At 46.0% G+C, this 22,053-nt stretch carries 26 protein-coding genes, 1 pseudogene and 1 other annotated feature; of the genes and pseudogenes, 2 read left to right on the forward strand and 25 right to left on the reverse strand.

Annotated elements, in window-relative coordinates; translation table 11 throughout:
• Nucleotides 1-518: 518 nt before the first annotated feature.
• From M3221_RS26985 to nadB, 4 genes and pseudogenes are all read right to left on the reverse strand, one after another.
• Nucleotides 519-663, reverse strand: a pseudogene (locus M3221_RS26985) (LysM peptidoglycan-binding domain-containing protein); the annotation flags it as partial.
• A 65-nt stretch (nt 664-728) separates the two neighbouring features.
• Nucleotides 729-1,829 carry a quinolinate synthase NadA gene (nadA, locus tag M3221_RS00145; RefSeq protein ID WP_251269551.1) on the reverse strand — a complete coding sequence of 367 codons (1,101 nt, stop codon included), beginning with the start codon at nt 1,827-1,829 and terminating at the stop codon, nt 729-731.
• On the reverse strand, nt 1,816-2,676 hold the full coding sequence (gene nadC, locus M3221_RS00150) for a carboxylating nicotinate-nucleotide diphosphorylase (RefSeq protein WP_251269552.1): 861 nt from the start codon (nt 2,674-2,676) through the stop codon (nt 1,816-1,818). Before nadC ends, nadA begins: the two co-directional genes overlap by 14 nt.
• Nucleotides 2,630-4,216, reverse strand: coding sequence for an L-aspartate oxidase (nadB, locus tag M3221_RS00155; protein ID WP_251269553.1), 1,587 nt, complete (start codon nt 4,214-4,216; stop codon nt 2,630-2,632). Before nadB ends, nadC begins: the two co-directional genes overlap by 47 nt.
• Before the next feature lie 96 nt (nt 4,217-4,312).
• Here nadB and M3221_RS00160 point away from each other — a divergent pair, with 96 nt between their 5' ends.
• Nucleotides 4,313-5,416: an IscS subfamily cysteine desulfurase gene (locus M3221_RS00160; RefSeq protein ID WP_251269554.1), complete on the forward strand. Its 1,104-nt coding sequence runs from the start codon at nt 4,313-4,315 to the stop codon at nt 5,414-5,416.
• Nucleotides 5,417-5,438: 22 nt separating this feature from the next.
• Nucleotides 5,439-5,972 (forward strand): transcription repressor NadR, encoded by a 534-nt coding sequence (locus M3221_RS00165; RefSeq protein WP_251269555.1) that lies wholly within the window; start codon nt 5,439-5,441, stop codon nt 5,970-5,972.
• Between the two features lie 37 nt (nt 5,973-6,009).
• Here the strand turns inward: M3221_RS00165 and pheA are convergent, their stop codons facing one another.
• From pheA to M3221_RS00265, 21 genes are all read right to left on the reverse strand, one after another.
• A complete protein-coding gene (gene pheA / locus M3221_RS00170) occupies nt 6,010-6,879 on the reverse strand; it encodes a prephenate dehydratase (RefSeq protein ID WP_251269556.1) in 870 nt (289 codons plus the stop codon).
• A gap of 32 nt (nt 6,880-6,911) precedes the next feature.
• Entirely contained in the window at nt 6,912-7,367 is a 456-nt protein-coding gene (locus M3221_RS00175) for an ACT domain-containing protein (RefSeq protein ID WP_050181236.1), read from the reverse strand.
• Nucleotides 7,368-7,400: 33 nt separating this feature from the next.
• Complete coding sequence (obgE, locus tag M3221_RS00180) at nt 7,401-8,690, reverse strand: GTPase ObgE (RefSeq protein WP_251269557.1); 1,290 nt, start codon at nt 8,688-8,690, stop codon at nt 7,401-7,403.
• 14 nt (nt 8,691-8,704) lie between these two features.
• Nucleotides 8,705-9,271: a Spo0B C-terminal domain-containing protein gene (locus M3221_RS00185; RefSeq protein WP_251269558.1), complete on the reverse strand. Its 567-nt coding sequence runs from the start codon at nt 9,269-9,271 to the stop codon at nt 8,705-8,707.
• Nucleotides 9,272-9,402: 131 nt separating this feature from the next.
• Nucleotides 9,403-9,687 carry a 50S ribosomal protein L27 gene (gene rpmA / locus M3221_RS00190; protein ID WP_242233486.1) on the reverse strand — a complete coding sequence of 95 codons (285 nt, stop codon included), beginning with the start codon at nt 9,685-9,687 and terminating at the stop codon, nt 9,403-9,405.
• A 16-nt stretch (nt 9,688-9,703) separates the two neighbouring features.
• On the reverse strand, nt 9,704-10,036 hold the full coding sequence (locus M3221_RS00195; protein WP_242233336.1) for a ribosomal-processing cysteine protease Prp: 333 nt from the start codon (nt 10,034-10,036) through the stop codon (nt 9,704-9,706).
• A 12-nt stretch (nt 10,037-10,048) separates the two neighbouring features.
• Complete coding sequence (rplU, locus tag M3221_RS00200; protein WP_251269559.1) at nt 10,049-10,357, reverse strand: 50S ribosomal protein L21; 309 nt, start codon at nt 10,355-10,357, stop codon at nt 10,049-10,051.
• Nucleotides 10,358-10,369: 12 nt separating this feature from the next.
• Nucleotides 10,370-10,444 (reverse strand) — a sequence feature (ribosomal protein L21 leader region).
• 47 nt (nt 10,445-10,491) lie between these two features.
• Nucleotides 10,492-11,313: a site-2 protease family protein gene (locus M3221_RS00205; RefSeq protein WP_251269560.1), complete on the reverse strand. Its 822-nt coding sequence runs from the start codon at nt 11,311-11,313 to the stop codon at nt 10,492-10,494.
• Nucleotides 11,306-11,743 (reverse strand): hypothetical protein, encoded by a 438-nt coding sequence (locus M3221_RS00210; RefSeq protein ID WP_251269561.1) that lies wholly within the window; start codon nt 11,741-11,743, stop codon nt 11,306-11,308. The genes M3221_RS00205 and M3221_RS00210 overlap by 8 nt, the downstream gene beginning before the upstream one ends.
• Before the next feature lie 71 nt (nt 11,744-11,814).
• On the reverse strand, nt 11,815-12,621 hold the full coding sequence (minD, locus tag M3221_RS00215) for a septum site-determining protein MinD (RefSeq protein WP_251269562.1): 807 nt from the start codon (nt 12,619-12,621) through the stop codon (nt 11,815-11,817).
• Nucleotides 12,622-13,299: a septum site-determining protein MinC gene (gene minC, locus M3221_RS00220; protein ID WP_251269563.1), complete on the reverse strand. Its 678-nt coding sequence runs from the start codon at nt 13,297-13,299 to the stop codon at nt 12,622-12,624.
• Between the two features lie 66 nt (nt 13,300-13,365).
• Entirely contained in the window at nt 13,366-13,878 is a 513-nt protein-coding gene (mreD, locus tag M3221_RS00225; protein ID WP_251269564.1) for a rod shape-determining protein MreD, read from the reverse strand.
• The gene (mreC, locus tag M3221_RS00230) at nt 13,875-14,768 is read right to left on the reverse strand and encodes a rod shape-determining protein MreC (RefSeq protein ID WP_251269565.1); all 894 of its coding nucleotides are present in this window, start codon (nt 14,766-14,768) and stop codon (nt 13,875-13,877) included. Before mreC ends, mreD begins: the two co-directional genes overlap by 4 nt.
• Before the next feature lie 103 nt (nt 14,769-14,871).
• Entirely contained in the window at nt 14,872-15,882 is a 1,011-nt protein-coding gene (locus tag M3221_RS00235) for a rod shape-determining protein (RefSeq protein ID WP_242233328.1), read from the reverse strand.
• Nucleotides 15,883-16,018: 136 nt separating this feature from the next.
• Nucleotides 16,019-16,726, reverse strand: a complete 708-nt coding sequence (gene radC / locus M3221_RS00240) for a RadC family protein (RefSeq protein WP_285878375.1) — start codon at nt 16,724-16,726, stop codon at nt 16,019-16,021.
• A gap of 18 nt (nt 16,727-16,744) precedes the next feature.
• Nucleotides 16,745-17,329, reverse strand: a complete 585-nt coding sequence (locus tag M3221_RS00245; protein ID WP_251269566.1) for a Maf family protein — start codon at nt 17,327-17,329, stop codon at nt 16,745-16,747.
• A 111-nt stretch (nt 17,330-17,440) separates the two neighbouring features.
• The gene (locus tag M3221_RS00250) at nt 17,441-18,034 is read right to left on the reverse strand and encodes a hypothetical protein (RefSeq protein ID WP_251269567.1); all 594 of its coding nucleotides are present in this window, start codon (nt 18,032-18,034) and stop codon (nt 17,441-17,443) included.
• Nucleotides 18,035-18,170: 136 nt separating this feature from the next.
• A complete protein-coding gene (locus M3221_RS00255; RefSeq protein WP_251269568.1) occupies nt 18,171-18,677 on the reverse strand; it encodes a prepilin peptidase in 507 nt (168 codons plus the stop codon).
• Nucleotides 18,678-18,790: 113 nt separating this feature from the next.
• Complete coding sequence (gene tnpB, locus M3221_RS00260; protein WP_251269569.1) at nt 18,791-20,005, reverse strand: IS200/IS605 family element RNA-guided endonuclease TnpB; 1,215 nt, start codon at nt 20,003-20,005, stop codon at nt 18,791-18,793.
• Between the two features lie 92 nt (nt 20,006-20,097).
• Nucleotides 20,098-20,373, reverse strand: coding sequence for a prepilin peptidase (locus tag M3221_RS26750; protein ID WP_396120220.1), 276 nt, complete (start codon nt 20,371-20,373; stop codon nt 20,098-20,100).
• A gap of 388 nt (nt 20,374-20,761) precedes the next feature.
• Complete coding sequence (locus M3221_RS00265; RefSeq protein WP_251269570.1) at nt 20,762-22,051, reverse strand: bifunctional folylpolyglutamate synthase/dihydrofolate synthase; 1,290 nt, start codon at nt 22,049-22,051, stop codon at nt 20,762-20,764.
• Between the last annotated feature and the right edge of the window lie 2 nt (nt 22,052-22,053).

The following is a 22,053-nucleotide window of genomic DNA, read 5'->3' on the forward strand; positions in this document are numbered from 1 at the left end:
AAGCGCACGTCTTTTCAGTCAACGATGACAGTATGGGCATTTTGGCATCATCATTTCCGGATAATGCATGTTATCATGATGCTCTTGTTCTTCCTCATCTTCCATCTCTGGCATCAACCCGTAAGGCTGGTGCATGTACGGCACTGGGCAAGGCACCGGCACAAAGTAACATGGTATTGGCGGACAAGGCATCATCATCTCGTGTTCAAGCTGTGGCGGTGCGGATGGCATGGATGGCACCTGCGGTACAGATGGCATCGATGGCATAGACTGTATCGGCGGCACAGACGGCATTGATGGTGTTGGTGTTGGTGCTGGCGCTGGTACAGATTCTGCCGTTGGTGCCGGTACCGGCTCTGTCATCCAGTCTTCCGGCATGGTCAGTTCAGGTTCAGATTTCATGTCTTCTTCGATTCCCTTTACTTCTTCCATTCCTTTTGTTTCTTCCATTAAAGGTGGGTATGCAAATGGCTTGTTGTTTGCATATGGATGGCTTTTTTCCATTATTGCAGCAGTATCGGGCAATTTAATTTTCATACCCGGAACGATCATATCCGGATTGGCCAAATGGGCATTTAGTTTTTGTACTTCTTCAAACGTCACTCCATGTTTCTCGGCAATCGACCATAGCGTATCACCGCGCTGCACAATATGGATCTTCATTGTGTCCCTCCTCAATGATCATTCCCCCATATTGTATGCGCCCGGTAGGCCGGTGTGCGAAAAAATCAGTATGCTCGTGCCAGCATACGGTCAAGCGACCATTTGGCTTCTTGGGCCGTGCGTGCATCCACTTGAATAATGTTTCCGCTCTTTCCTTCTGCAATGGTTTCCAGTGACCAAAGCAGGTGTGGCAGGTCGATCCGATTCATGGTAAGGCACGGACACATATTCGGATTTAACGAGACGATTTCTTTGTCCGGATGCTGCGCCATAATCCGTTTAACAAGGTTCATTTCTGTTCCAATAGCCCAGGCTGTACCTGGCTCTGCCTGCTCAATCACATCGATAATATACTTTGTGGAGCCGTTATCATCTGCCATCGCCACTACTTCTCTACGGCATTCCGGATGAACGATAATCTTCATGTCCGGCCGTGTGCGGCGCAGTTCTTCAATATTAGCAACCGTGAAATTTTCGTGAACCGAGCAGTGTCCCTTCCATAAAATAACCCGGACTTTTTCTATATCTCCTTCATATTCCAATGTATCGGTAATCGGGTTCCAGACCGCCATTTCTTCAAGCGGCACACCAATGTCGAAGGCTGTATTGCGCCCAAGGTGCTGATCCGGCAAAAACAAAATACGCGGCTTTTCCGTAAACGCCCATTCTACCATTGACCTTGCATTGGATGAAGTGACACATGACCCGCCATTGCGTCCGGTAAAAGCTTTTATCGCTGCGGTTGAATTGACATAAGTCAGAGGAATCATCGTGTCACCGAACAACGCCTGAAGGGCTGTCCACGCGCGCTCTGTCTGGTAAATATCAGCCATATCCGCCATAGAGCATCCTGCACGCATATCCGGCAGGTAAACCGTTTGTTTTTCACTTGTTAAAATGTCGGCTGTTTCCGCCATAAAATGAACGCCACAAAACACAATATGTTCTGCTTCACGGTTCGCTGCTGACACCTGTGCAAGTTGAAGAGAATCTCCTACTGCATCTGCGAATTGAATGACTTCATCTTTTTGATAATGGTGGCCAGGAATAAATAACGATTTGCCCATTTCCTTTTTAATTTCCCGCACCCGTGCTTCCATATCCTCCTGCGCCATTTGCCGATATTGATCCGGCAGCATCCCTTTAACCAGTTCAGTTAATGCCATGCAAAACCTCTCCTTTCATTTCTACTCTTGCGCTAATATCAAGTGCTTGAACGGAATGTGTTAATGCACCAAGCGAAATCCATCCGATTCCTGTTAACGCGTAGTCACGGATTGTTTCAAGCTCAATGCCTCCTGATGCTTCTGTTTCAATATGCGCCGGTACAAAAGGCAGCCACGCTTCGATCTGGGCCGGCGTGCAGTTATCAAACATAATAATATCCGCGCCTGCCTGCACAGCTTCTTTGAGCTGTTCTTCCGATTCAATTTCCACTTCAATTTTGATGGTGTGTCCGCATGACTGCTTCGCTTTTGTAACAGCCTGCTTAATTCCGCCTGCAAATGCAATATGGTTATCTTTCAGCATAATGGCATCATAGAGCCCGTTGCGGTGATTGAATGCACCGCCTGTCCGAACTGCATACTTTTCAAGCATACGAAGGCCGGGAACCGTTTTTCTTGTATCACATATTCTCGCCCTTGTTCCTTCTATTTCTTTTACCGCGGCCGCCGCAGCTGTGGCAATCCCGCTCATTCGCTGAACCAAATTTAAAATGACCCGCTCTCCTGCTAAAAGCGATCGATACGGCCCTGTAATTCTTGCAAGGCATTCTCCTTTTTTCACCTGGTCGCCGTCTTGTTTCAGTACACTTGTTGAAATGGTTTCGTCTACGAGCCGGAATCCCCGTTCAATCACAGCTCTTCCGCAAAAAATACCGGCTTCTTTTGCCCAAAAAGAAAACGTCCCTGCTTCGTGTTCACTAAAAATGCTCTCCCCTGTCAGGTCGCGATCTCCTATATCCTCAATAAAAAAAGCTTTCAGCATATCGTCCAGTTTCATGCCATTCATGTTCTTCACTCCTTGTATACAGCCATTTATTTTGAAAGGTAATCCATGTTTTTGCCCATTGCTCATTTTTTTCCGGGTAATCAGCCCGAATATGAGCGCCGCGTGACTCAGTACGTTTTAACGCGGCGGAAACAATCAAATAAGCGGTTATATGCATAAAGAAACGCTCGATTTTCTCGATCGGCCAGCCGCTGATATCCCCTTTTTGTGTTCCTGCCTGCTTTAAGCAGTCTTCGAGTTCTTGAAGCGTTTTCTTTGTCCGGATAATACCGGCTCCCTCCATCATAGCCGCCTGAAGCTCTTCTTTTTGTAAAAGCGGCAGAGGGGAAGGCGGCATCACCGGCTCCGGTCCATATACACTTCTTTTCTCTTCTTCGTTGTGAAGCACCGCTTCAACAAAACGTTTTCCAAAGGCGAGGCCTTCAAGAAGAGAATTGCTTGCTAAACGATTTGCCCCATGCACACCTGTACAGGCTGTTTCTCCAATTGCATACAGCCCTTTTACACTTGTACGGCCGCATGTGTCTGTTTTTACGCCGCCCATTAAAAAGTGGCTTCCGGGTGCAACAGGGATGCGTCCTTTTGTAACGTCTACGCCGTGCCGGCGGCATAACGCGGCAATAGACGGGAAGCGGCGGTCAAACTCTTCGATCATCGAGATATCCAAAAAAACATCTCTTCCCTGCTGCCGGGCTTTGTAAATCTCAAAAGCTGTCACATGACGGGGTGCTAAATCTTCGAGCGGATGTATATCCTTCATTATTTTGCGGCCCTGCTCATCGACTAGAATAGCCCCCGCTCCCCTGACCGCTTCTGAAACGAGTCCTTTCGTTTCGCCATTTATAAATAAAAGAGTCGGGTGAAATTGCATAAATTCCATATCGGTTACTGCGGCTCCAGCCCGGCAGGCCAAAGCAATCCCGTCACCCGTAATCGTCTCCTGGTTAGAGGTAAACGAATAAAGAGCTCCGGCCCCGCCCGTTGCCAGCACAATATGGTCTGCATCATAGTGATACAAATCCCCTTGACTTGATTTTGTTTTAACACCCGTGCAGATGCCATCATAAACAATGAGTTCAATCGCCATTTCTCCTTCACGGATCGTGACCTGCTCCGGCAGGTGTGCGATTAAATGCTCAATTGTCCACTTCCCGGTTGCATCGCCGCCCGCATGAATAATCCGACTTGTGCTGTGTGCTCCTTCTAAACCGAATGAGAGACTTCCATCTGCTTGCCGATCGGCCGGGAACCCTTCCCTTAATAAGCTGTTTACTTCACGAGCTCCTTTTACAACCAGCTCTCTGACGGCTTCTTTATTGTGATGGTATTCACCCGCCGCGAGAGTATCTTGTATGTGAGATTCATTTGTATCAGATAAAGACAAAACGGCTGCAATACCGCCTTGCGCATAGTAAGAGTTGCTTTGCCGAATCGTCGTCTTTGTGATAACAATCACATTCATATGCGGCGCTAAATGTCTAGCGGCCTGCAGCGCCGCAACCCCGGAGCCGATAATGACCGCCTGTGGCATTTTTTTCATTGCCCACCCTCACTTTACAGTTGTCTTGACACCTATCTTTACATAAAATAAAAAGAAAGACAAGCTTTAATTTTTTGCTCAGAAAGCAGGGATAATATGTATTTTGATTATGCAGCCACCTCTCCAATGAAAAAAGAGGCACTCGATATATATATAGAAGCAGCAAGTCGTTTTTGGGGAAACAGTTCCAGTCCGCATGATGAAGGAACACGGGCTTCCCTCCTGCTTGAACGAAGCCGAGCTCTTATTGCTGAGCGGGCTGGTGTGCAAAAAGAGGGGATTTACTTTACAGGCAGCGGAACGGAAGGGAATTTGCTGGCGATTCTCTCCTTAGCGCGAAGCAGCGGAAAAAAACATATCATCACCTCTATGGCAGAGCATACATCCGTACATTCTGCGATGTCCGTTCTGCAATCAGAAGGGTTCTCTGTGACGAAGCTGCCGATGACCAGGGAAGGAATTGTTGCTGCAGAATCGGTAAAAGCATCGATCACCTCCCAAACCGGGCTCATTTCCATTCAGCATATTAACCCGGAAATCGGTACGATTCAGCCGGTGGAAGAACTGGCTGTGGAGGCAAAGAAGCGAGGGATTTTTTTTCATACAGACTGTGTTCAATCGTTTGGCAAAATGCCTCTTCATTCCATTCACGCCGACGCCATGACTTTTTCAGCCCACAAAGTCGGCGGCCCAAAAGGCTGCGGGGCAATTTATCTGTCTCCATTTCATGCGTTAAAGCCTGTGTTTCCCGGTTTAACGCATGAAAAAGGCGTTCGCGGCGGTACAGTGGATACACCGGCTGCTGCGGCTTTTGCAGAAGCTGCCCAAACGAATTCATCTCTTGAGAAGCTTTCCTCCCTGCGTCGTCTGCTGAAACAGGAGCTGAAGGACTCTTCGATTCGGTGGATTGAAGGGCCAGACAGCAAGCAGTACCCGGGTGTAATTGGTATGTGTATTCCCGGCGTGGAAGGACAGCTGGTGATGCTGGCTTTAAATGCCCGGAATATGTATATCTCAACCGGGAGTGCTTGTGACGCTTCTTCTGCATCAGGCATGAAAGCAGCACTTGCGATGGGAATGTCCATGGAAGAAGCACGGCAGTTTTTCCGCGTTTCCTTTGGTTCTGAGACGACAGAAGACGAAGTCCGGCAGCTCGGACAGGCACTTATTCATGTTGCAAAACAAGCGGTTGTGCTATGATTACCGGTGGAGGGATTGCATCATGATAGATAAAAGAAAACTGATCGGCGAAAACCGGCGTGAGCAGATTTTGCACTGGCTTCAATCAAGCCAGAATCCGCTGACCGGGAGTGAGCTGGCCGAACGGGCACAAGTGAGCCGTCAGGTTGTAGTCGGAGATATTACGCTGCTTAAAGCCCGCGGCATTCCAATTGTGGCGACAAGCCAAGGGTATGTATATATGGATTCACCTCAGAGCGGACAAGTGGAACGGATCGTTGCCTGCTCGCATCCGCCCGGTCAAACAAGAGAAGAGCTTCTTCTCCTCGTAGACCTTGGTGTTCTTGTTAAAGACGTTAAAATTGAACATCCGGTTTATGGTGATTTAACTGCGTCCATTATGGTATCAAATCGAAAAGAAGCAATGCAGTTTTTGGATAAAATTAATCAAACAGGTGCGGCTTACTTGTCTGAGCTGACAGAAGGCGTTCATTTGCATACATTGTCCGCCAAAGAAGCCGCGGTGCTTGATGAAGCCGAGCAGGCTTTGCGTGAAGCCGGATTTTTGCTTCAATAAAATAAAAAAGAAGCCCGTTTTGAAACAGGCTTCTTTTTTATGCTTTTTCTGCGGCTTGTCCTACTTCATAGCCGTAATAACTTCCGAGCACCTGCACCTTGCATCCGAGTGCTTCCATCTCAGCGAAAGCGCCCGGCACTAACACATCGTCAATGCGCTGTGCAACATCAATAATGAAAAAGTAATTGCCCAGACCTGTTTTAAGAGGGCGAGACTCAATTTTCGCAAGGTTCAGATTTCGCCAGGCGAACGTTGCCAGTACTTGATGAAGCGTCCCTGGCCGGTCTGTCGGCAGCGTAACAACAATGGTTGTTTTACCGCCTGTTTTAGGAAGTGAAAACGATAACTCTTCGTGTGTTTTAGATAAAACAAGAAAACGAGTATGATTAAACGCCAAATCATGAATATCTGCTTTTGCTGTATACAGGCCATATTCTCTTGCTGAAAGTGAATTGGCTATGGCTGCAATGCATTCTTCCGGATGCTCACTTACATATTTCGCTGCGGCCGCCGTCGAAGTCATTTGCTGCGACGGAACGCCATAAAAGTAACGGTGCAAAAATTTGTGGCATTGCGCAATGGCATGCGGATGCGACAAAACTCTTTTAGCTTCTGTCCATTTTTGGGCGTTGTCCGGATGAACAAGCAGGTGTTGCTGAATCGGAGCCGTTAGTTCGCCGACAATGGTTAGATCCGCTTCATGAAACAAATGATCGATGGTCATATTGACCGTGCCTTCTAAGGCGTTTTCAATCGGTACAACAGCCAGATCTGCTTTTCCTTCAATAACATAGTCCATGCATTCCGGAATAGTCACACATGGAATCCGCTCATCATTCGGGAATGCTTCTGATACTGCAATATCAGTGAATGTAGCCGCGGGACCTAAAAAAGCAATTTTCCTCAAAACAGTTCACTCCAGTCTTCTCTTCAAACAACTTATGCGCCCGAACCGAGCACTTCTACTGTATCAACAAATTCCAATTTTTTTAATTGAGATAATAGCTCGTCCAGCCCGGTAATCATACCGGTCACATTCAAGGACAGCGTCACGTTTGCGCGTCCCTGCAGCGGAATCGTCTGGTGAATCGTCAACACGTTTCCGCCGCAGCTCGCGACAACGGCCAGCAGTTCAGATAAGGTACCCGATCGGTCTTCCAGGTGAAAAAATAAAGTAATGATCCGCTCTTTGACAACGGTGTGAAACGGAAACACCGTATCGCGGTATTTATAAAAAGCACTGCGGCTCAGATCCACTTGTTGAACCGCGTCCCACACAGAGTCTGCTCGTTTCCGTTCGATTAATTCTTTTGCATCAAGCGTTTTTTTCATCGCTTCCGGAAGTACATCTTCGCGGACAAGATAAAATTTTTCATTCTGTTCTTTCTTCCCCATGTCGCTCCCCCTCAAAACCGCCGGCTGCAGCTTTTAATCGACAAATTCAAATTCGTAATCAAGCAGACGGACGATGTCGCCGTTTTCAGCACCCCGTTCACGCAGCGCTTCATCTACCCCCATTGAGCGCAGCTGGCGGGCAAAGCGTTGAATAGATGGTTCCCGCGAGAAGTCCGTCATTTTAAACAATTTTTCAATTTTGCTGCCTGTCAGCTCAAACGCTCCATCCGGACCGCGTGTAATCACAAACTCAGCGGCTTGCTTGTCATGGCGGTACATCACCCGGTTTACAGACAAATCTTCTTCTTCGTGCTCAAGCGGGAATTCAGGCGTCTCTTCCACTTTATCGGCAATAGCAAACAGCAAGTCGCGCAGCCCGCTGCGTGTCAGCGCAGAAATTGGGAAAATAACCGCATCTTCTCCTACTTTTTCCTTGAACACTTTCAAATTTTCTTCTGCTTCCGGCATATCCATTTTATTGGCTACAATAATTTCTGGACGCTCTGTCAGCCGAAGATTATACTCTTTTAGCTCATTGTTAATGGTTACGTAATCCTCATACGGATCACGGCCTTCCATCGCAGACATATCAAGTACGTGAACAATGACGCGCGTCCGCTCGATATGACGCAGGAATTGATGGCCAAGTCCGGTTCCTTCATGCGCACCTTCAATTAATCCTGGCAGATCCGCCATAACAAAGCTCCGGCCGTCTTCGGTCTCAACCATGCCGAGATTTGGAACAAGCGTTGTAAAGTGGTAGGCCGCGATTTTTGGCTTAGCCGCCGTTACGACTGAAAGAAGAGTGGATTTACCCACACTTGGAAAACCGACAAGTCCTACATCTGCCAAAAGCTTTAATTCTAACGTAACATTACGCTCGATACCAGGCTCCCCGTTTTCAGAGATTTCCGGTGCCGGATTAGCCGGTGTCGCAAAGCGGCTGTTTCCACGGCCGCCGCGGCCGCCGTGTGCAATAATGGCCTGCTGCCCGTGTTCTACGAGATCCGCAATCACTTCTCCGGTTTCATCATCTGTTACAACTGTGCCCGGCGGAACTTTGATAATCATATCTTTTGAATTACGGCCATGCATGTTTTTGCTCATGCCATGCTCGCCGCGTGGCGCTTTGAAATGGCGCTGGTAACGGAAGTCCATTAATGTGCGGAGTCCTTCTTCCACTTCAAATACTACATTCGCACCGTTTCCACCATCACCGCCGGCCGGCCCGCCGTTCGGTACGTATTTTTCACGGCGGAATGCGACCATCCCATTACCTCCGTCGCCGCCTTTAACATATATTTTAACCTGATCTACAAACATATTGTCTGTTCCTCCTAAAATGTCACTTCCATTAGTATATCCCCGGAATCCGTTTCCCACACAGCAGTTTTAAGCTCAAGACTATGCGCAAATTCCTTTATTTTCTTCAGAAGCAGCGGCCGGTTAGCCACTTCTCCCATCCATTCCATCTCTGCAGCAAGAGACCCTTGTTTTTCAGATAAATGAACAAACAGCTCGTGCTCGTTAAATTCTTTTACATGCTGCTCCAGCAGCGAAAATAACTCATTAAAGAAACGGCACGCTTTTTGGTCGTCCGCCGTGCCGGCAGCAACGGATTCATCCAGTTCATATTCAAGCCGGAATAAGTGCTGCGACCAGTTAAACGTCATAAACAGCTCCGCCATCCCCGGCATGCCAAGATTACACAGCCTCGACTCCTGTACAGCCTTTAAAATGATATGATCTGCAGCTCGGGCTGCGGCATCAATGTTATTAAGAGAAAGATACCCTTTGACAATTTGTATATCATTCATCCAGTCATGACGCGCATGACGAAGCGTTTTTAACAACGTCCATTTTTCATTTTCCACTTGGCTGATCACGCCCCCCGCTCGTTCCAACGTTCACACATTCTTTTTTAGTATAGCAGAAAAATGTCCCAATTGAACGGGAAAACCTCAAAGCCTGCACACAAAAAAATAGAGGCGCTCCGAAAGGTTGACTTTCAGAACGCCTCCATTCGTTCATCCAATTATTGAGCAGCAGGATAAACACTTACTTTTTTACGATCGCGTCCAACGCGCTCGAAACGAACGATACCGTCTGTTTTCGCAAACAATGTATCATCGCCGCCACGGCCAACGTTTTCACCTGGGTGAATTTTTGTACCGCGTTGACGGTAAAGGATTGAACCACCTGTAACGAATTGACCGTCAGCACGTTTAGCGCCAAGGCGTTTTGCTTCAGAGTCACGTCCGTTCTTTGTAGAACCTACCCCTTTTTTGGATGCGAAAAATTGAAGATCCAATTTCAACAACATGTGATTTCACCTCCTATAGAAAATTTATCTTAATATACTGTCCGTGCCCTTCTTCAATCGTCTGCAGTGAAACGACCATGCCTTCGAGCAGAAGCTGAATCTGGCTGCGCTTGTCTTCAGGCAGTCCGTCCGGCACCTTGCAGTAAAGCAGGCCGCCATCTTCCCCCAGTTCAATATGAGGTGTGATACCGGTCAATGCCTGTACTGCATTAATGGCGCCGAACGAAACAGCTGATGCACCGGCGCAGACAAGATCTTTGCCGCTTTCATCAAAGCCGGCATGTCCTTTCATCGTAAATGACTGAATGAGCCCGGCCTCGTTTTTGTTCACATCTACATAGATCATTGCATCATCGCCTTATGCGTTGATTTTTTCAATGACTACTTTCGTGTAAGGCTGACGGTGTCCTTGCTTTTTGCGGTAGTTTTTCTTCGCTTTGAATTTAAAAACGATGATTTTCTTCGCGCGTCCTTGCTTTTCAACCTTCGCCGTTACAGTTGCGCCTTCTACGACTGGGCTGCCGACTTTCACGTCGTTGCCACCAACGAAAAGAACTTTATCAAAAGTGACAGTGTCACCATCTTGTGCGTTCAATTTTTCGATGTAGATTGCTTGACCTTCTTCAACTTTAACCTGCTTGCCGCCTGTTTCAATAATTGCGTACATTTCTGCACCTCCCTGTTTACTCAGACTCGCCACTTAACAGGTGATCGATCGATACTTAAAACCTGCTGTGCGCGGTTGTAGCACGGGTGCTACAAACAATAACATATGAATTCTATCATCTTTTAAAAGAAGTGTCAATCCATATTTTCATCAACTTCCCGGATGTATTTTTTTCCGGCAAAAAAGGATTGAAGCAATTGTTCTTCTGTCATGTCCCTGCCGCCTTTCACTTTAAGCGTGTGCGTCCGGTTCCGTTTAAACCTTCTGACCGTGTAAAGCAGGCGGTCTGATTTCAATACAGGCAGATCAAGCAGGCGCAGTGAAACCGGCTCATAATAGCGGGCCGTTAAAAATCGGATAAACATTACTTCTTTTTCTTTCCACATAACAAGAAGCTGGACTGCGACGTAGGAAGCCGTTAAAACGAGCTGGACGTAAAAGGGAAGCAGAACAACGGCTGCCCCCATCAGCAAAGCAAGCGACGCAAATGAAAAAAAGATCGACTGCTTGTACGCTTTGTAGTAAGGATGAAGTGTACATAGAAGGAGCTGAACCATTTTTCCCCCGTCAAGCGGCAGGACCGGAAGCAGATTAAACAAAAAAATAAAAGCATTTAATTGAAACAGCAATTGTGATACATCTGCGCTGATCCAGCCGGCTTTTTGCATAAGTGTGCTTGCCGCAAGCATTGGGACATGCATAAAAGGACCAGAGATGACAACGAGCCATTCCTCGACAAGCGGCCGTCCGGCATGCTCATCTGTTTCAAGCTTTCCACCAAATGGCAGGAATTCCATTTTGGTGATGCGCCAGCCTGCTGCTTTAGCGGCAGCGGCATGCCCCATTTCATGGACAAACAGAATGAGGGCGACACAAAGCCCTTCTAAAAAGAGACCTGTGGCAGCAGCAACAGCCCCAAACAGCCAGGTGATCGGATGAACGGATACCTTATTCATTTACATTCACTTTTCTGGAAGAAAGAATCTGGCCGTTTTTTCGTTCGATGAATTCAACCGATTTTCCAGAAGCGGCTCCAACCGGCTCCCCTTGTTTAATGCGTTCAAAAAGACGATACGAATGAGGACGCAGTCCCTTCACCTCCATTTCTGAACCATCTTCCTGCTGAATGACGATATATTCAGCGCCAACCCGTACCACTACGCCGTTTTGTTCCGCGGCGAGCAGGCTGTTTGTGCTGGCAACGAAAGTCTGCCTGTCATTTGTTTGATGCATAGCCGGCAATAAAGGACCGAATTGTTCCTCATATGCGGCCGAAAAAACGGCAAACGAAAAGTCACGGGTAAAGATGGTTTGCACAAAGGAGGTGTGCTGATTAACATGCACGGCCGCAAATAAGCAAACAGAAACGAGGACTTTCTTGATCATCAGAATCCCTCCCGCCTGCTTATGTATATGCCGTCTAAAGAAAAAAAGCCGCTTTAAAAAAGCGGCTTTTTTTATCGGCTCATGCCAATAAATCGTTTGAACTTCGTGAGAAACGTATCCTTTTCCTGATCAAGCGGCTGAAGCGGAACCGACTCGCCGAGTATACGGCGGGCGATGTTCCGATATGCGATTGAAGCGCGGTTGTTCGGATTATGCGCAACCGGCTCTCCGTTATGAGACGATTTAATGACCTCATCATCATCTGCTACAATCCCGATCAGCTCAATCGACAAATGAGCAGCTACTTCATCCACATCCAGCATGTCACCTTCTTTGACCATATGATTGCGGATCCGGTTTACCACAAGCTTTGGCGGTGCCATGCCTTCTTCTTTTTCCAAAAGACCGATTACACGGTCTGCATCCCGGACGGACGACTTTTCCGGTGTAGTCACGACAATGGCGCGGTCTGCGCCAGCTACAGCGTTTTTATATCCCTGCTCAATTCCAGCGGGGCAGTCAATTAAAATATAATCGTAATCTTGTTTTAATTCATCGACCAATTTTTTCATTTGCTCAGGCGTAACAGCAGACTTATCGGTCGTTTGGGCAGCCGGCAGCAAATAGAGGAGATCATTAAAACGCTTGTCCTTCACAAGAGCCTGATGCGTTTTGCACCGCTCCTCCACTACGTCAACAAGGTCATAAATAATCCGATTTTCAAGTCCCATGACTACATCCAGGTTACGAAGACCGATATCTGTGTCAATGAGACATACTTTTTTCTCCTGCAGCGCAAGCGCTGTACCGAGATTGGCGGTCGTTGTTGTTTTGCCGACTCCGCCTTTTCCAGAAGTAATGACAATTGCTTCCCCCACTTAAAAGCCCCCTTTAAACGTCGATAAATCAGGACGCAAATATTTCAATACTTGCAGCCGATCAATCACCAATTGTTGTGCTTCATTAATAAACGCGCATTCCGATTCTGTAACGTCTTCTTCATCATATCGGTCTGGTGAACGGGTTAAATGACTGCTGATCCGCAGCTGGGACGGCATCATTTTTCCAGCGGCAATCACCGCATTGTCATTTCCATAGCAGCCCGCGTGCGCCATGCCTTTCAGCGCCCCCATGATAAAAATGCTTCCTCCTGCCATCACAGCACCGCCAGGATTTACATCCCCAATCAGCAGTAAATCTCCCGGCACTTCCAGCACCTGACCGGAACGGATACGGCCTGTATATGAAACAATTTCATTTTCTTCTTTCCATTGTATAGCTTCGTCAATTGTCAGCACGTTGGACTTGATGTCTTCGACAACTAGGTGACGGCGCTGCCTGATCAGCTGACGCAGTTCTTCTTTTTCTTCTTCAGTCAAATATCGGTTCCCTGTTTGAACCGTGACTGTAATGAGTGCATTTTCGCCGTCTTTTGTAACGGCATCTAATTTTTCGGTTAATTCCTCTATTAATTCATTATAGGAACATTTATCACTTAACTGAAGAGTCAGGCCGTCTTTCGTCCCTTTAATGACGACATTTTGACTTTGTTTCATAGAAAGTATCCCACCTCTGTACGTCTCAATATTCGACAGCGCTATCCGATATTCCTTTTTTCTCTCTTAATCGAACACTTTTTTCAATTTCAAAAAAGCACCTCGGAGCGGGATGGCAAACAAAATGTAAAAAAGAGCGTTTAACACAAGCGTTGCCAAAAGCCGCATATAGGTGAACTGCTCAAATGAAAAGGTTGTCCGCTGTACGAGCACATTCAATCCGTACATGACCAATTCAAGCAGGGCAATATCAAACAACACGATAACGAGAAAAACAGGCAGCGTACCATGAAGCCATTTCGTCAGCATGGATGTTATGTAAACGATAAGCGGCAGGAAAAAGAAATAGGCGCCTAGAAGCCCTGTATAAAACATATCAAATAAAAAGCCGAAGAAAAAGCCATATTTTATAGCTGTATTCCGGTCAAAGAAAACAGACATAAACAAAAGGCCAATGATAAAAAAACGCGGAACCGGCATGTAGGCCCCGTCAAAGGCCTGTTCTGAAAAAAAGATCATAAACACACTATCACTATAAAACAGGGCGGTCATTAAAAGAGGAAGGAGCGCTTTTTTCACATTCCTTCCTCCTCAACCACTACCTGCTGGCGGTCTTCTTCTTCAGGCAGTACTTTTGTCATTTTACGCTTGGACACCATAACGTGTTCCAAATCGTAAAAGCTTGCGGCCGGTTTGACAAGTGCTGTCTGCGTTAAACCAAACTCATCCGGAACAAGCTCTGATACCTTTCCAATCACCAGGCCTTTCGGGAAAACGCCGCCAAGGCCGGATGTTGTGACAGCTTGTCCTTTTTTCACTTTCGCATCGGATGGAATCTTCGTTAGTTGAAGCATTTGTTTTTCTTCATCATATCCTTCAATAAGCCCATAAACGGTTTTGTCGCCTTGGACAAGCGCCGAAACGCGGTTGTTTGAATCGTGAGCCGACAAAAGCTGCACAGTAGACGTGAACTTTGACGTACTCTGTACTTTTCCGACCAAGCCGCTCGCTGTCATCACTGCCATATCCGGCTCAATCCCATTTGATTCTCCTTGATCGATGGTAATCAGCTCATACCAGCGGTCAGGATTGCGGGCAATGACCGTTGCCTGCACGGGCTCGTAATCAGCCAGGCTGTCTTCTTTCTCAAGCACTTTACGGAGTTCGGCATTATCTTTTTCAAGACGCGCCACGTCACTTTCCAGCTGGGCAAGCTCTTCCAAGTGAGTGCGAAGCTTTTCATTTTCTTCATATGTATGGCGCAATCTGCTTACATCGTCAAAAAAAGACTCCACAGCACCCGCGGGCTTCGACACAATATTCTGCCCGAAACCTGTTACGTCTTTAATAAATTTTTCCGACCAAGTGATGTTCTCCCGGTCCCGCATGGAAAAACCAATCATAGCAACAAGAAGAATAATACTGCCGAGCAATATAATCAACCGCTTGTTTGTTAAAAAGTGCGGCATGAATTCCACCTCAGTTTTCTAAGCATTCAAAACGGTGAGGCTGGTTCAACGCGCACCGGAAAACCGGTTAAGACGCGCGGAGAACCGGCCTCATCGTCAAGGATTATTTGTTTTTAAACAGATGAATGTGATCCAATGCAAGACCCGTTCCTACTGCAACACAGTCAAGTGGATTTTCGGCAATAATAACTGGCATATTGGTTTCCTTGCTGATCACCTTGTCTAAATTGCGCAGCAACGCACCGCCGCCCGTTAGTACAATACCGCGGTCCATAATATCGGCCGCTAATTCCGGAGGCGTTTTTTCCAAGGTACTTTTTACCGTTTCTACAATAGCGTAAACTGTGTCTTTTAGCGCATCTGCTATTTCTTGTGCGGTAATTTCAATCGTTTTCGGCAATCCTGTCAACAAATCACGGCCGCGGATTTCCAAGTTTGGAATGCCTTCCGCATCACCGGCTGACCCGATTTCCATTTTAATCATTTCTGCTGTCCGGTCTCCAATCAGCAAATTGTACTGCTTGCGGATATACGCAATAATCGCATCATCCATTTCATCACCGGCAATCCGAAGTGATTCGCTTGTCACAATACCGCCAAGCGAAATAATCGCGACTTCTGTCGTACCGCCGCCGATATCTACTACCATGCTTCCCGTTGGTTCCCATACAGGAAGATTGGCCCCGATGGCTGCTGCAAACGGCTCTTCAATCGGATAAGCATCCCGTGCCCCTGCCTGGCGTGTCGCATCAATTACCGCGCGGCGTTCAACGGCTGTAATGCCAGATGGCACACAAACCATTACATACGGCTTGCTTGATAGGAAGCCGCTTGCACCTTTTGTCGCCTGCTTAATGTAGTACTTAATCATCGTGGCTGTTGTTTCATAGTCGGCAATAACACCGTCTTTCATCGGGCGAGTGGCAATGATATTACCCGGTGTCCGGCCGATCATGTTGCGTGCATCATTTCCAACTGCCACGATCTGTTTTGTATCTGTCTGCAATGCAACAACAGATGGCTCCCGTACAATAACACCTTTTCCTTTTGCATAAACAAGTGTATTCGCTGTTCCAAGGTCGATGCCAAGGTCACGGCTCCCAATTCCAAACATGTAGTGTATCTCCCTTTCCTCAATAGACCCTTTTTATCGTGATCATTTCACTAGATATGGCTGTTTTAAAATGTGTGAAAAGCTTCTCAAAAACCATAACTTATATTATAGCGGAACGAAAAAAAAAAGCATAGCGTTATAAATAACCTTTTTCTTTCAAACTCACATATTTCTTCTCACCTATAATCAAATGGTCGAGGATATCAATGCCTAATATTTTTCCGCACTCCACCAGCCGTTTAGTTACATCGATGTCTTCACGGCTCGGAGACGGGTCGCCCGATGGATGATTATGCAGACAGACAATCGAAGCAGCGGAACGGCGGAATGCTTCTTTAAAGACCTCGCGCGGATGGACAATCGAAGCATTCAAGCTGCCAATAAACAGCGTTTGTTTGTGCATCACCTGGTTTTTTGTGTTTAAGTAAAGTGCAACAAAATGCTCCTGGCTTAAGAAGCGCATTTCTTCCATCATATAATTAGCGGCATCTTCCGGAGAGCGGATGGTAAAACGCTCATCATACTTTAAGCGTTCTATACGCCGCCCTATTTCAACGGCCGCCATCAGCTGAATCGCTTTGGCGCTTCCTATTCCTTTGAGGGATGTAATTTCTTCAAGCGAGGCATCCTTGAGCAGGCGCAGGCCTTCAAAGTGGATTAAAATGCGATTGGACAGCTGCAGAACCGACTCTTCTTTTGAACCGGTACGAAGTAAAATAGCGAGGAGTTCATGGTTGGATAAACTGTGCGGACCGCTCGCGATCATTCTTTCACGCGGGCGGTCGTGCGGCGGAACATCCCGTATCATCAGCGGCTGAGACGGGATTGTTTTATCATGGGTCATTTGGATTCTTCCCTTCTTTCAATCGCGGACCGGCCCGTCCTCAAGAAGGCCCAATTGATTCAAGCGGCGGTGAAGTGAGGAAACCGGAAGTCCCACTACATTAAAATAATCACCGTGAATCGCTTTAACAAAAAGCGCGCCGGCTGTTTGAATTCCATAGCTGCCTGCTTTATCAAATGGGTCACCTGTCTTGATATAAGCTGCGATCTCCGCTTTTGTCAGTTCCCAAAATTCAACATCAGTTTTTTCATGAAAGACCACTTTTTCATTTTTCAAGAGAATGGCCACACCGGTATAAACGGCATGGTGACGGCCGGAAAGCCTGCAAAGCATGTCCATCGCCTCCTGCTCGGTTTCCGGCTTTCCAAGAATACGATCGTCAACAGACACAACGGTATCCGCACCGATCACTACTTTATCCGGATATTCAGCCAAAACAGCTTCTGCTTTTCGAAGAGCAAGCTGCTCAACTGCCTGAGCCGGATGCATTCCAGGTATGATGGTTTCGTCCGTATTGGCCGCATGAACGGTAAAAGGAATGTTCACTTGAGCAAGCAATTCTTTTCTGCGGGGCGATGATGAAGCCAAAATAATGTGGGTCAAAGAGGATCACCTTTCCTTTTGGTTGGATATAAAGAGTCATTGGGAGTTACGCGTTTATCATATCAAACAAACATACCGGCAAACAAATAAAACCCGCCGGATGGAGGCAGGCTAGGGTGACAGAATCGAGGCGGCTTCTTCCAGCTGCTGATCCTCTGCCGCTTTTTTTAACACTTTTTCTTCTTCGCTTGAAACAGTGACTTTCGTTTCTTTTACATAAGCGGCTGTTCCGTCCGATTCCAATTGCTGCTCGGCTTGATCCGCTTCGGGTTTGGAGAAAAAAACACCGTAGATCATGCTGTATTGCTTCTCTGATGAAAGGACAGCGGCCCGCTCTTCTGATGCAGCAGCTGCTTCGTCTGCTGCCGATTTTGTAGAATAAAGCCCTCCTTGAAGAACAAACAGCGAAATATTTTTTTCGGAAGCAGCTATTCCTTTTTCGGCCGGCTCCTCTGCTGACGGCGCCGCTTGCTCAGAAGGCGTACCCGATGCCTGCACTTGTTTGGCTGATTTTTGATCCGGAACCGCGCTCATCATTAACAGCCCGAACACACTGCCTGTTAAAAGAGCAGCAAAAATAATTAGGATTCCCGTCCCTGCTTTTAAAGCAGGCTTTTTTTTCGGCTTCGGCAGTACCGTTTCTTCACCGGGAAGCTGCCAAATCAATACCTCTCCATCCCGGCGTGTCCAGTCCGGCTCTTCCATGTTTATCCCTCCTCTCTTAAACATACGGCTTATAGAAAGCAAAAAGAACAGAATAAATATTATTCTGTTCTTATAATTTTTAATAGACAAGATGATCACTAGATACGTTTCTTTACACCTGTTTTTCAAAAGAAACTTAAGTACAATCAATAAATATATTACCTTTAAAATAAGCTAGCAATGTACCCATCGAAATAAATGGAGCGAAAGGGACAGGTTCTTTTCTTTTTATTATTCCAAAAAATAAAAGAATAAGACTTATGACAGCTCCAAAGAAACAAGCAAGGAAAAAAGCTAGCAGAATCAATTTAAATCCTAATGTAAATCCAAGCAGCGCAAACAATTTAATATCTCCTCCGCCAATTCCTCCCCTTGATAACATAGCAAATGCTGCTAATACACCAAAAGTGAATAAAGCGGCTAATAAAGAGTTTCCCCAAGATTCTAGGGGCTTAATAAGCCATATAGGAAATATGATGCTTCCAAAAACCAGTAAGATTTTATTTGGAATAAGCATATAAACAAGATCTGAAACAATAAGAATACTAAGTAACGAAATAAGCAGAAAGGCGTATAAAAAAGATAACGACCAGCCAAAAGTTTGATATGCAAATACAAAAAGCAGTGGTGTAACGAGCTCCATTTTGAACTACCACCCACTTACCTGACGGTTGAAGTGAAGGATTCCTGGGCAAGGGGACCTTCGACCCCCAGTAATCAGGCTAACCCCGTATTCCAACGGTTTTATGACCAATCTTAAATAGACTGAAGTGAAAGAAGCCGAAGGGCTTCTTTTTTAATATTCAGGCTCGCATTCAGGTCCCGGTCGTGACACACACCGCAGGATGGACACTCCCACACCCGGACAGCAAGACTCTTTACATCCTTATGCTGGTGGCCACACCCGGAACAGAGCTGGCTTGATGGGAAGAACGGATCGACTTTTATAATCGTCCGTCCGTACCACTTTGCTTTGTAGGCGAGCATTTCGTTGAATCTCGACCATGACGCATCGTGAATCCGCTTGCTTAGTTTTTTGTTTTGGACGAGATTCTTCACTGACAAATTCTCCACTGCGATCACTTGGTTTTCATGAACGAGCCTGGTCGTCAGCTTGTGAAGAAAATCCTCTCTTGTGTGTTTGATTTTTTCGTGCAGTTTAGCAATCTGGGCTTTATTTTTTTTCCACGATTTCGAACCTTCTTTTTTACGTGCAAACGCACGCTGAAGAAAGGCTAGTCGCTTTTCGTATTTTTGGTAGTATTTCGGGTTGGCAATGGATTCACCATTGGAGAGCACGGCAAACTCTTTTAATCCCAGATCAATGCCAACGGCATCCTTGGTGCTTGGTTTGTACGGGGAATAAGGCATCTCGCAAATGAACGAAATAGAATACCGGCCGGTGCTGCTTCGGCGTACGGTGACACGCTTAATGTCACCTTCAATGTTTCGGGACTTGGAAAAACGAATCCAGCCGAGTTTCGGCAGCTGAACGCGATTGTCTACGATTTTAATATTGTGATTTGTCATTTTGGTTGTGTAGCTTTGGACTGGGTTTTTCTTGCTTTTGAATGTTGGATGGCCCTTAAAGTCATACGCCGTTGGCGTGTAGCCTTCTGCACATTTTTTAACGGCTCGTTTTTTTAATTCTTTTTTCGGCTGATCCTTATATTTTTTGAATCCTTCGTACTGATATTCGATGCTTGCCTGAAGAGCAATACTGTCAGAATCAGACAACCATTTGAACGTTTCCTTTAGCCCAGGGAGGAGCTTTTTAGCGGCTGTTTCTGTATACCGTTTTTTTGTTTTTTCAAAACTCTTGATGTTTTCATTTAATATATAATTGTAGACAAACCGGCAGCAGCCGATCGTTTGGTTAATCAGTTGTTTTTGCTCGTCACTTGGATGGATTTTAAACCGAAATGCTTTAAAATGAAGGTTCTTTTTTTCATCTTTTTTGGTTTTTATCATCTTCCTCACCCTTGAACACTTGTTCTATACCTAATTATACCATTTTAGCCATAGAGCGTTCAAGGAAAAAGAATGACTGAAAGAGCAACGATTCATCCCCCACTTAGCAAGCTTGAAGTGGGGGTGTTCTCGCCAAAGATGATAAAATAAAGAGGAAAAATACTCTTTTTACACTTTCTACACCTGCCTCTTAACAGGATATAGGATATAAGAGGCAATAAGTCAGCAAAAGTTAAGCGATACTGACAGTGAGTGCATGTGCTTGGCGGGTAAAGAATTGACTTTCCGGCTGGAACACGCATCCCTATTACATTATAAAACGAAGTGAAAACAAGTCCATATAGAAAAATCACCAAAGAATTCGCCATTAAACTTGATCATTAGAAACATGCATAGACTTTTTGTAAATTTTTGATCTGTTGGCCTTCTTCTGAAAAGTGAACGGATACATAAAATTCTTACTTTGTTTGTATTTGATTAACCTAATCATTCTAATGTTCTTCCTCCACTTCTTTTACTTTGTGCTCACTATACTTTAAATTTTTCTGGTTATGAAATGTAGAAATGACGTATTTCTACCCATATATTTACCATTTCCCTCTCTATATCTAAAGAACTTATACATTTGGTCTTTAATCCAAAAAAAGAAAAGAAGACAATAACACTGATAGTAATATCTTTTGGAGGACATTAAAACGATGTAAATTAGTGAGCAAATAATCCTTTTGCTCCTTTTTTCCACTTTGAACTAACCATTTAAATGGTTAGTTCTTGTTTTATCATAGAAATAAAATAAAGAGAGCCCGTGACAATAAGAATATCTTGAACGGTAGAATTTTGCTGGAAGTCTCGAATAACCCTAACACAATCCGGATCAAATATAACTGATGCGCTTTGAAATGGTGCATACTCTTTTGCACCCGCGGCTCTTGGAAAGTCAAACGAAGTCAGGTACAGCTGATCTGCCATTTGATTTAAGCGTGCAATCATTCCATCCAGCGGTTTGTCCTTCATGGCCGCAAACAGGACCGTTATGTTTTTATTCGGAAACCGCTGGCTGGCTGTCCGCACAAGTGCTTCTACTCCCTCTTCATTATGGGCGCCGTCTGCAATGATCAGCGGATCGTCTGAGAGTGTTTCGAATCGTCCCGGCCATACGGCTTTTTGGAGCCCTTGCTCAATATGGTGCTCTTCGATTAAAAAGGAGTAAAATACACGTAAAAAGTCAGCTGCCATCACGGCTGTCGCCGCATTTTGCACCTGGTGCAGCCCGGCCAGTCCCGTTTCGAGGGCAGGACGGCTGCTGTAAAGGGACGTGAAGTCAAATTGTTCTCCTTTTTCCGTTGAAGCGATCCAGCTGCCCGTGAAATCCCGGCCGTATTGGTAAAGTGCTGAACGTTTTTGCTTTGCCGTCTCGGCAATCACAGCAAGAGCTTCCGGCTGATGAACCGCTGTTACAACGGGCACACCGCTTTTAATAATGCCTGCTTTTTCCCGCGCAATTTCTTCCAGCGTGTCACCAAGGAATTGAAGGTGATCCATGCCAATCGTGGTGATCACCGACAGCAGCGGATGAACAATGTTTGTTGAATCCAGGCGGCCGCCAAGACCGACTTCAAATAAAACAAGGTCAACCGGGTGCATATAAGCAAAATAATAAAAAGCCATAGCCGTAATGATTTCAAATTCACTCGGCCCGCCCATTTCCAGCTCTTCCATTTCATCTGCAATCGTTTTAATTTTCACTGCCAAAGCCGTAATCTCTTCATCTGAAATAGGCGTCCCATTAACGCTGATCCGCTCATTGAATTGTTCAATGTAAGGTGATGTAAACGTCCCTGTTTCAAAGCCGGCTTCCGTTAAAATCGACCGCAGCATAGCGGTAGTCGAGCCTTTTCCATTTGTTCCGCCAATATGGACTGCACGCAGGCGGCGCTCGGGATGATCAAGCCGTTCCATCATATATTCCATCCGCATCAGACCCGGCTTAATGCCTACGCGCAGACGTCCATGAATCCAGGCAAGTGCTTCTTCGTACGTATTCATGC

It is taken from the genome of Domibacillus indicus (assembly GCF_023715895.1).
GTDB lineage: Bacteria > Bacillota > Bacilli > Bacillales > Domibacillaceae > Domibacillus > Domibacillus indicus_A.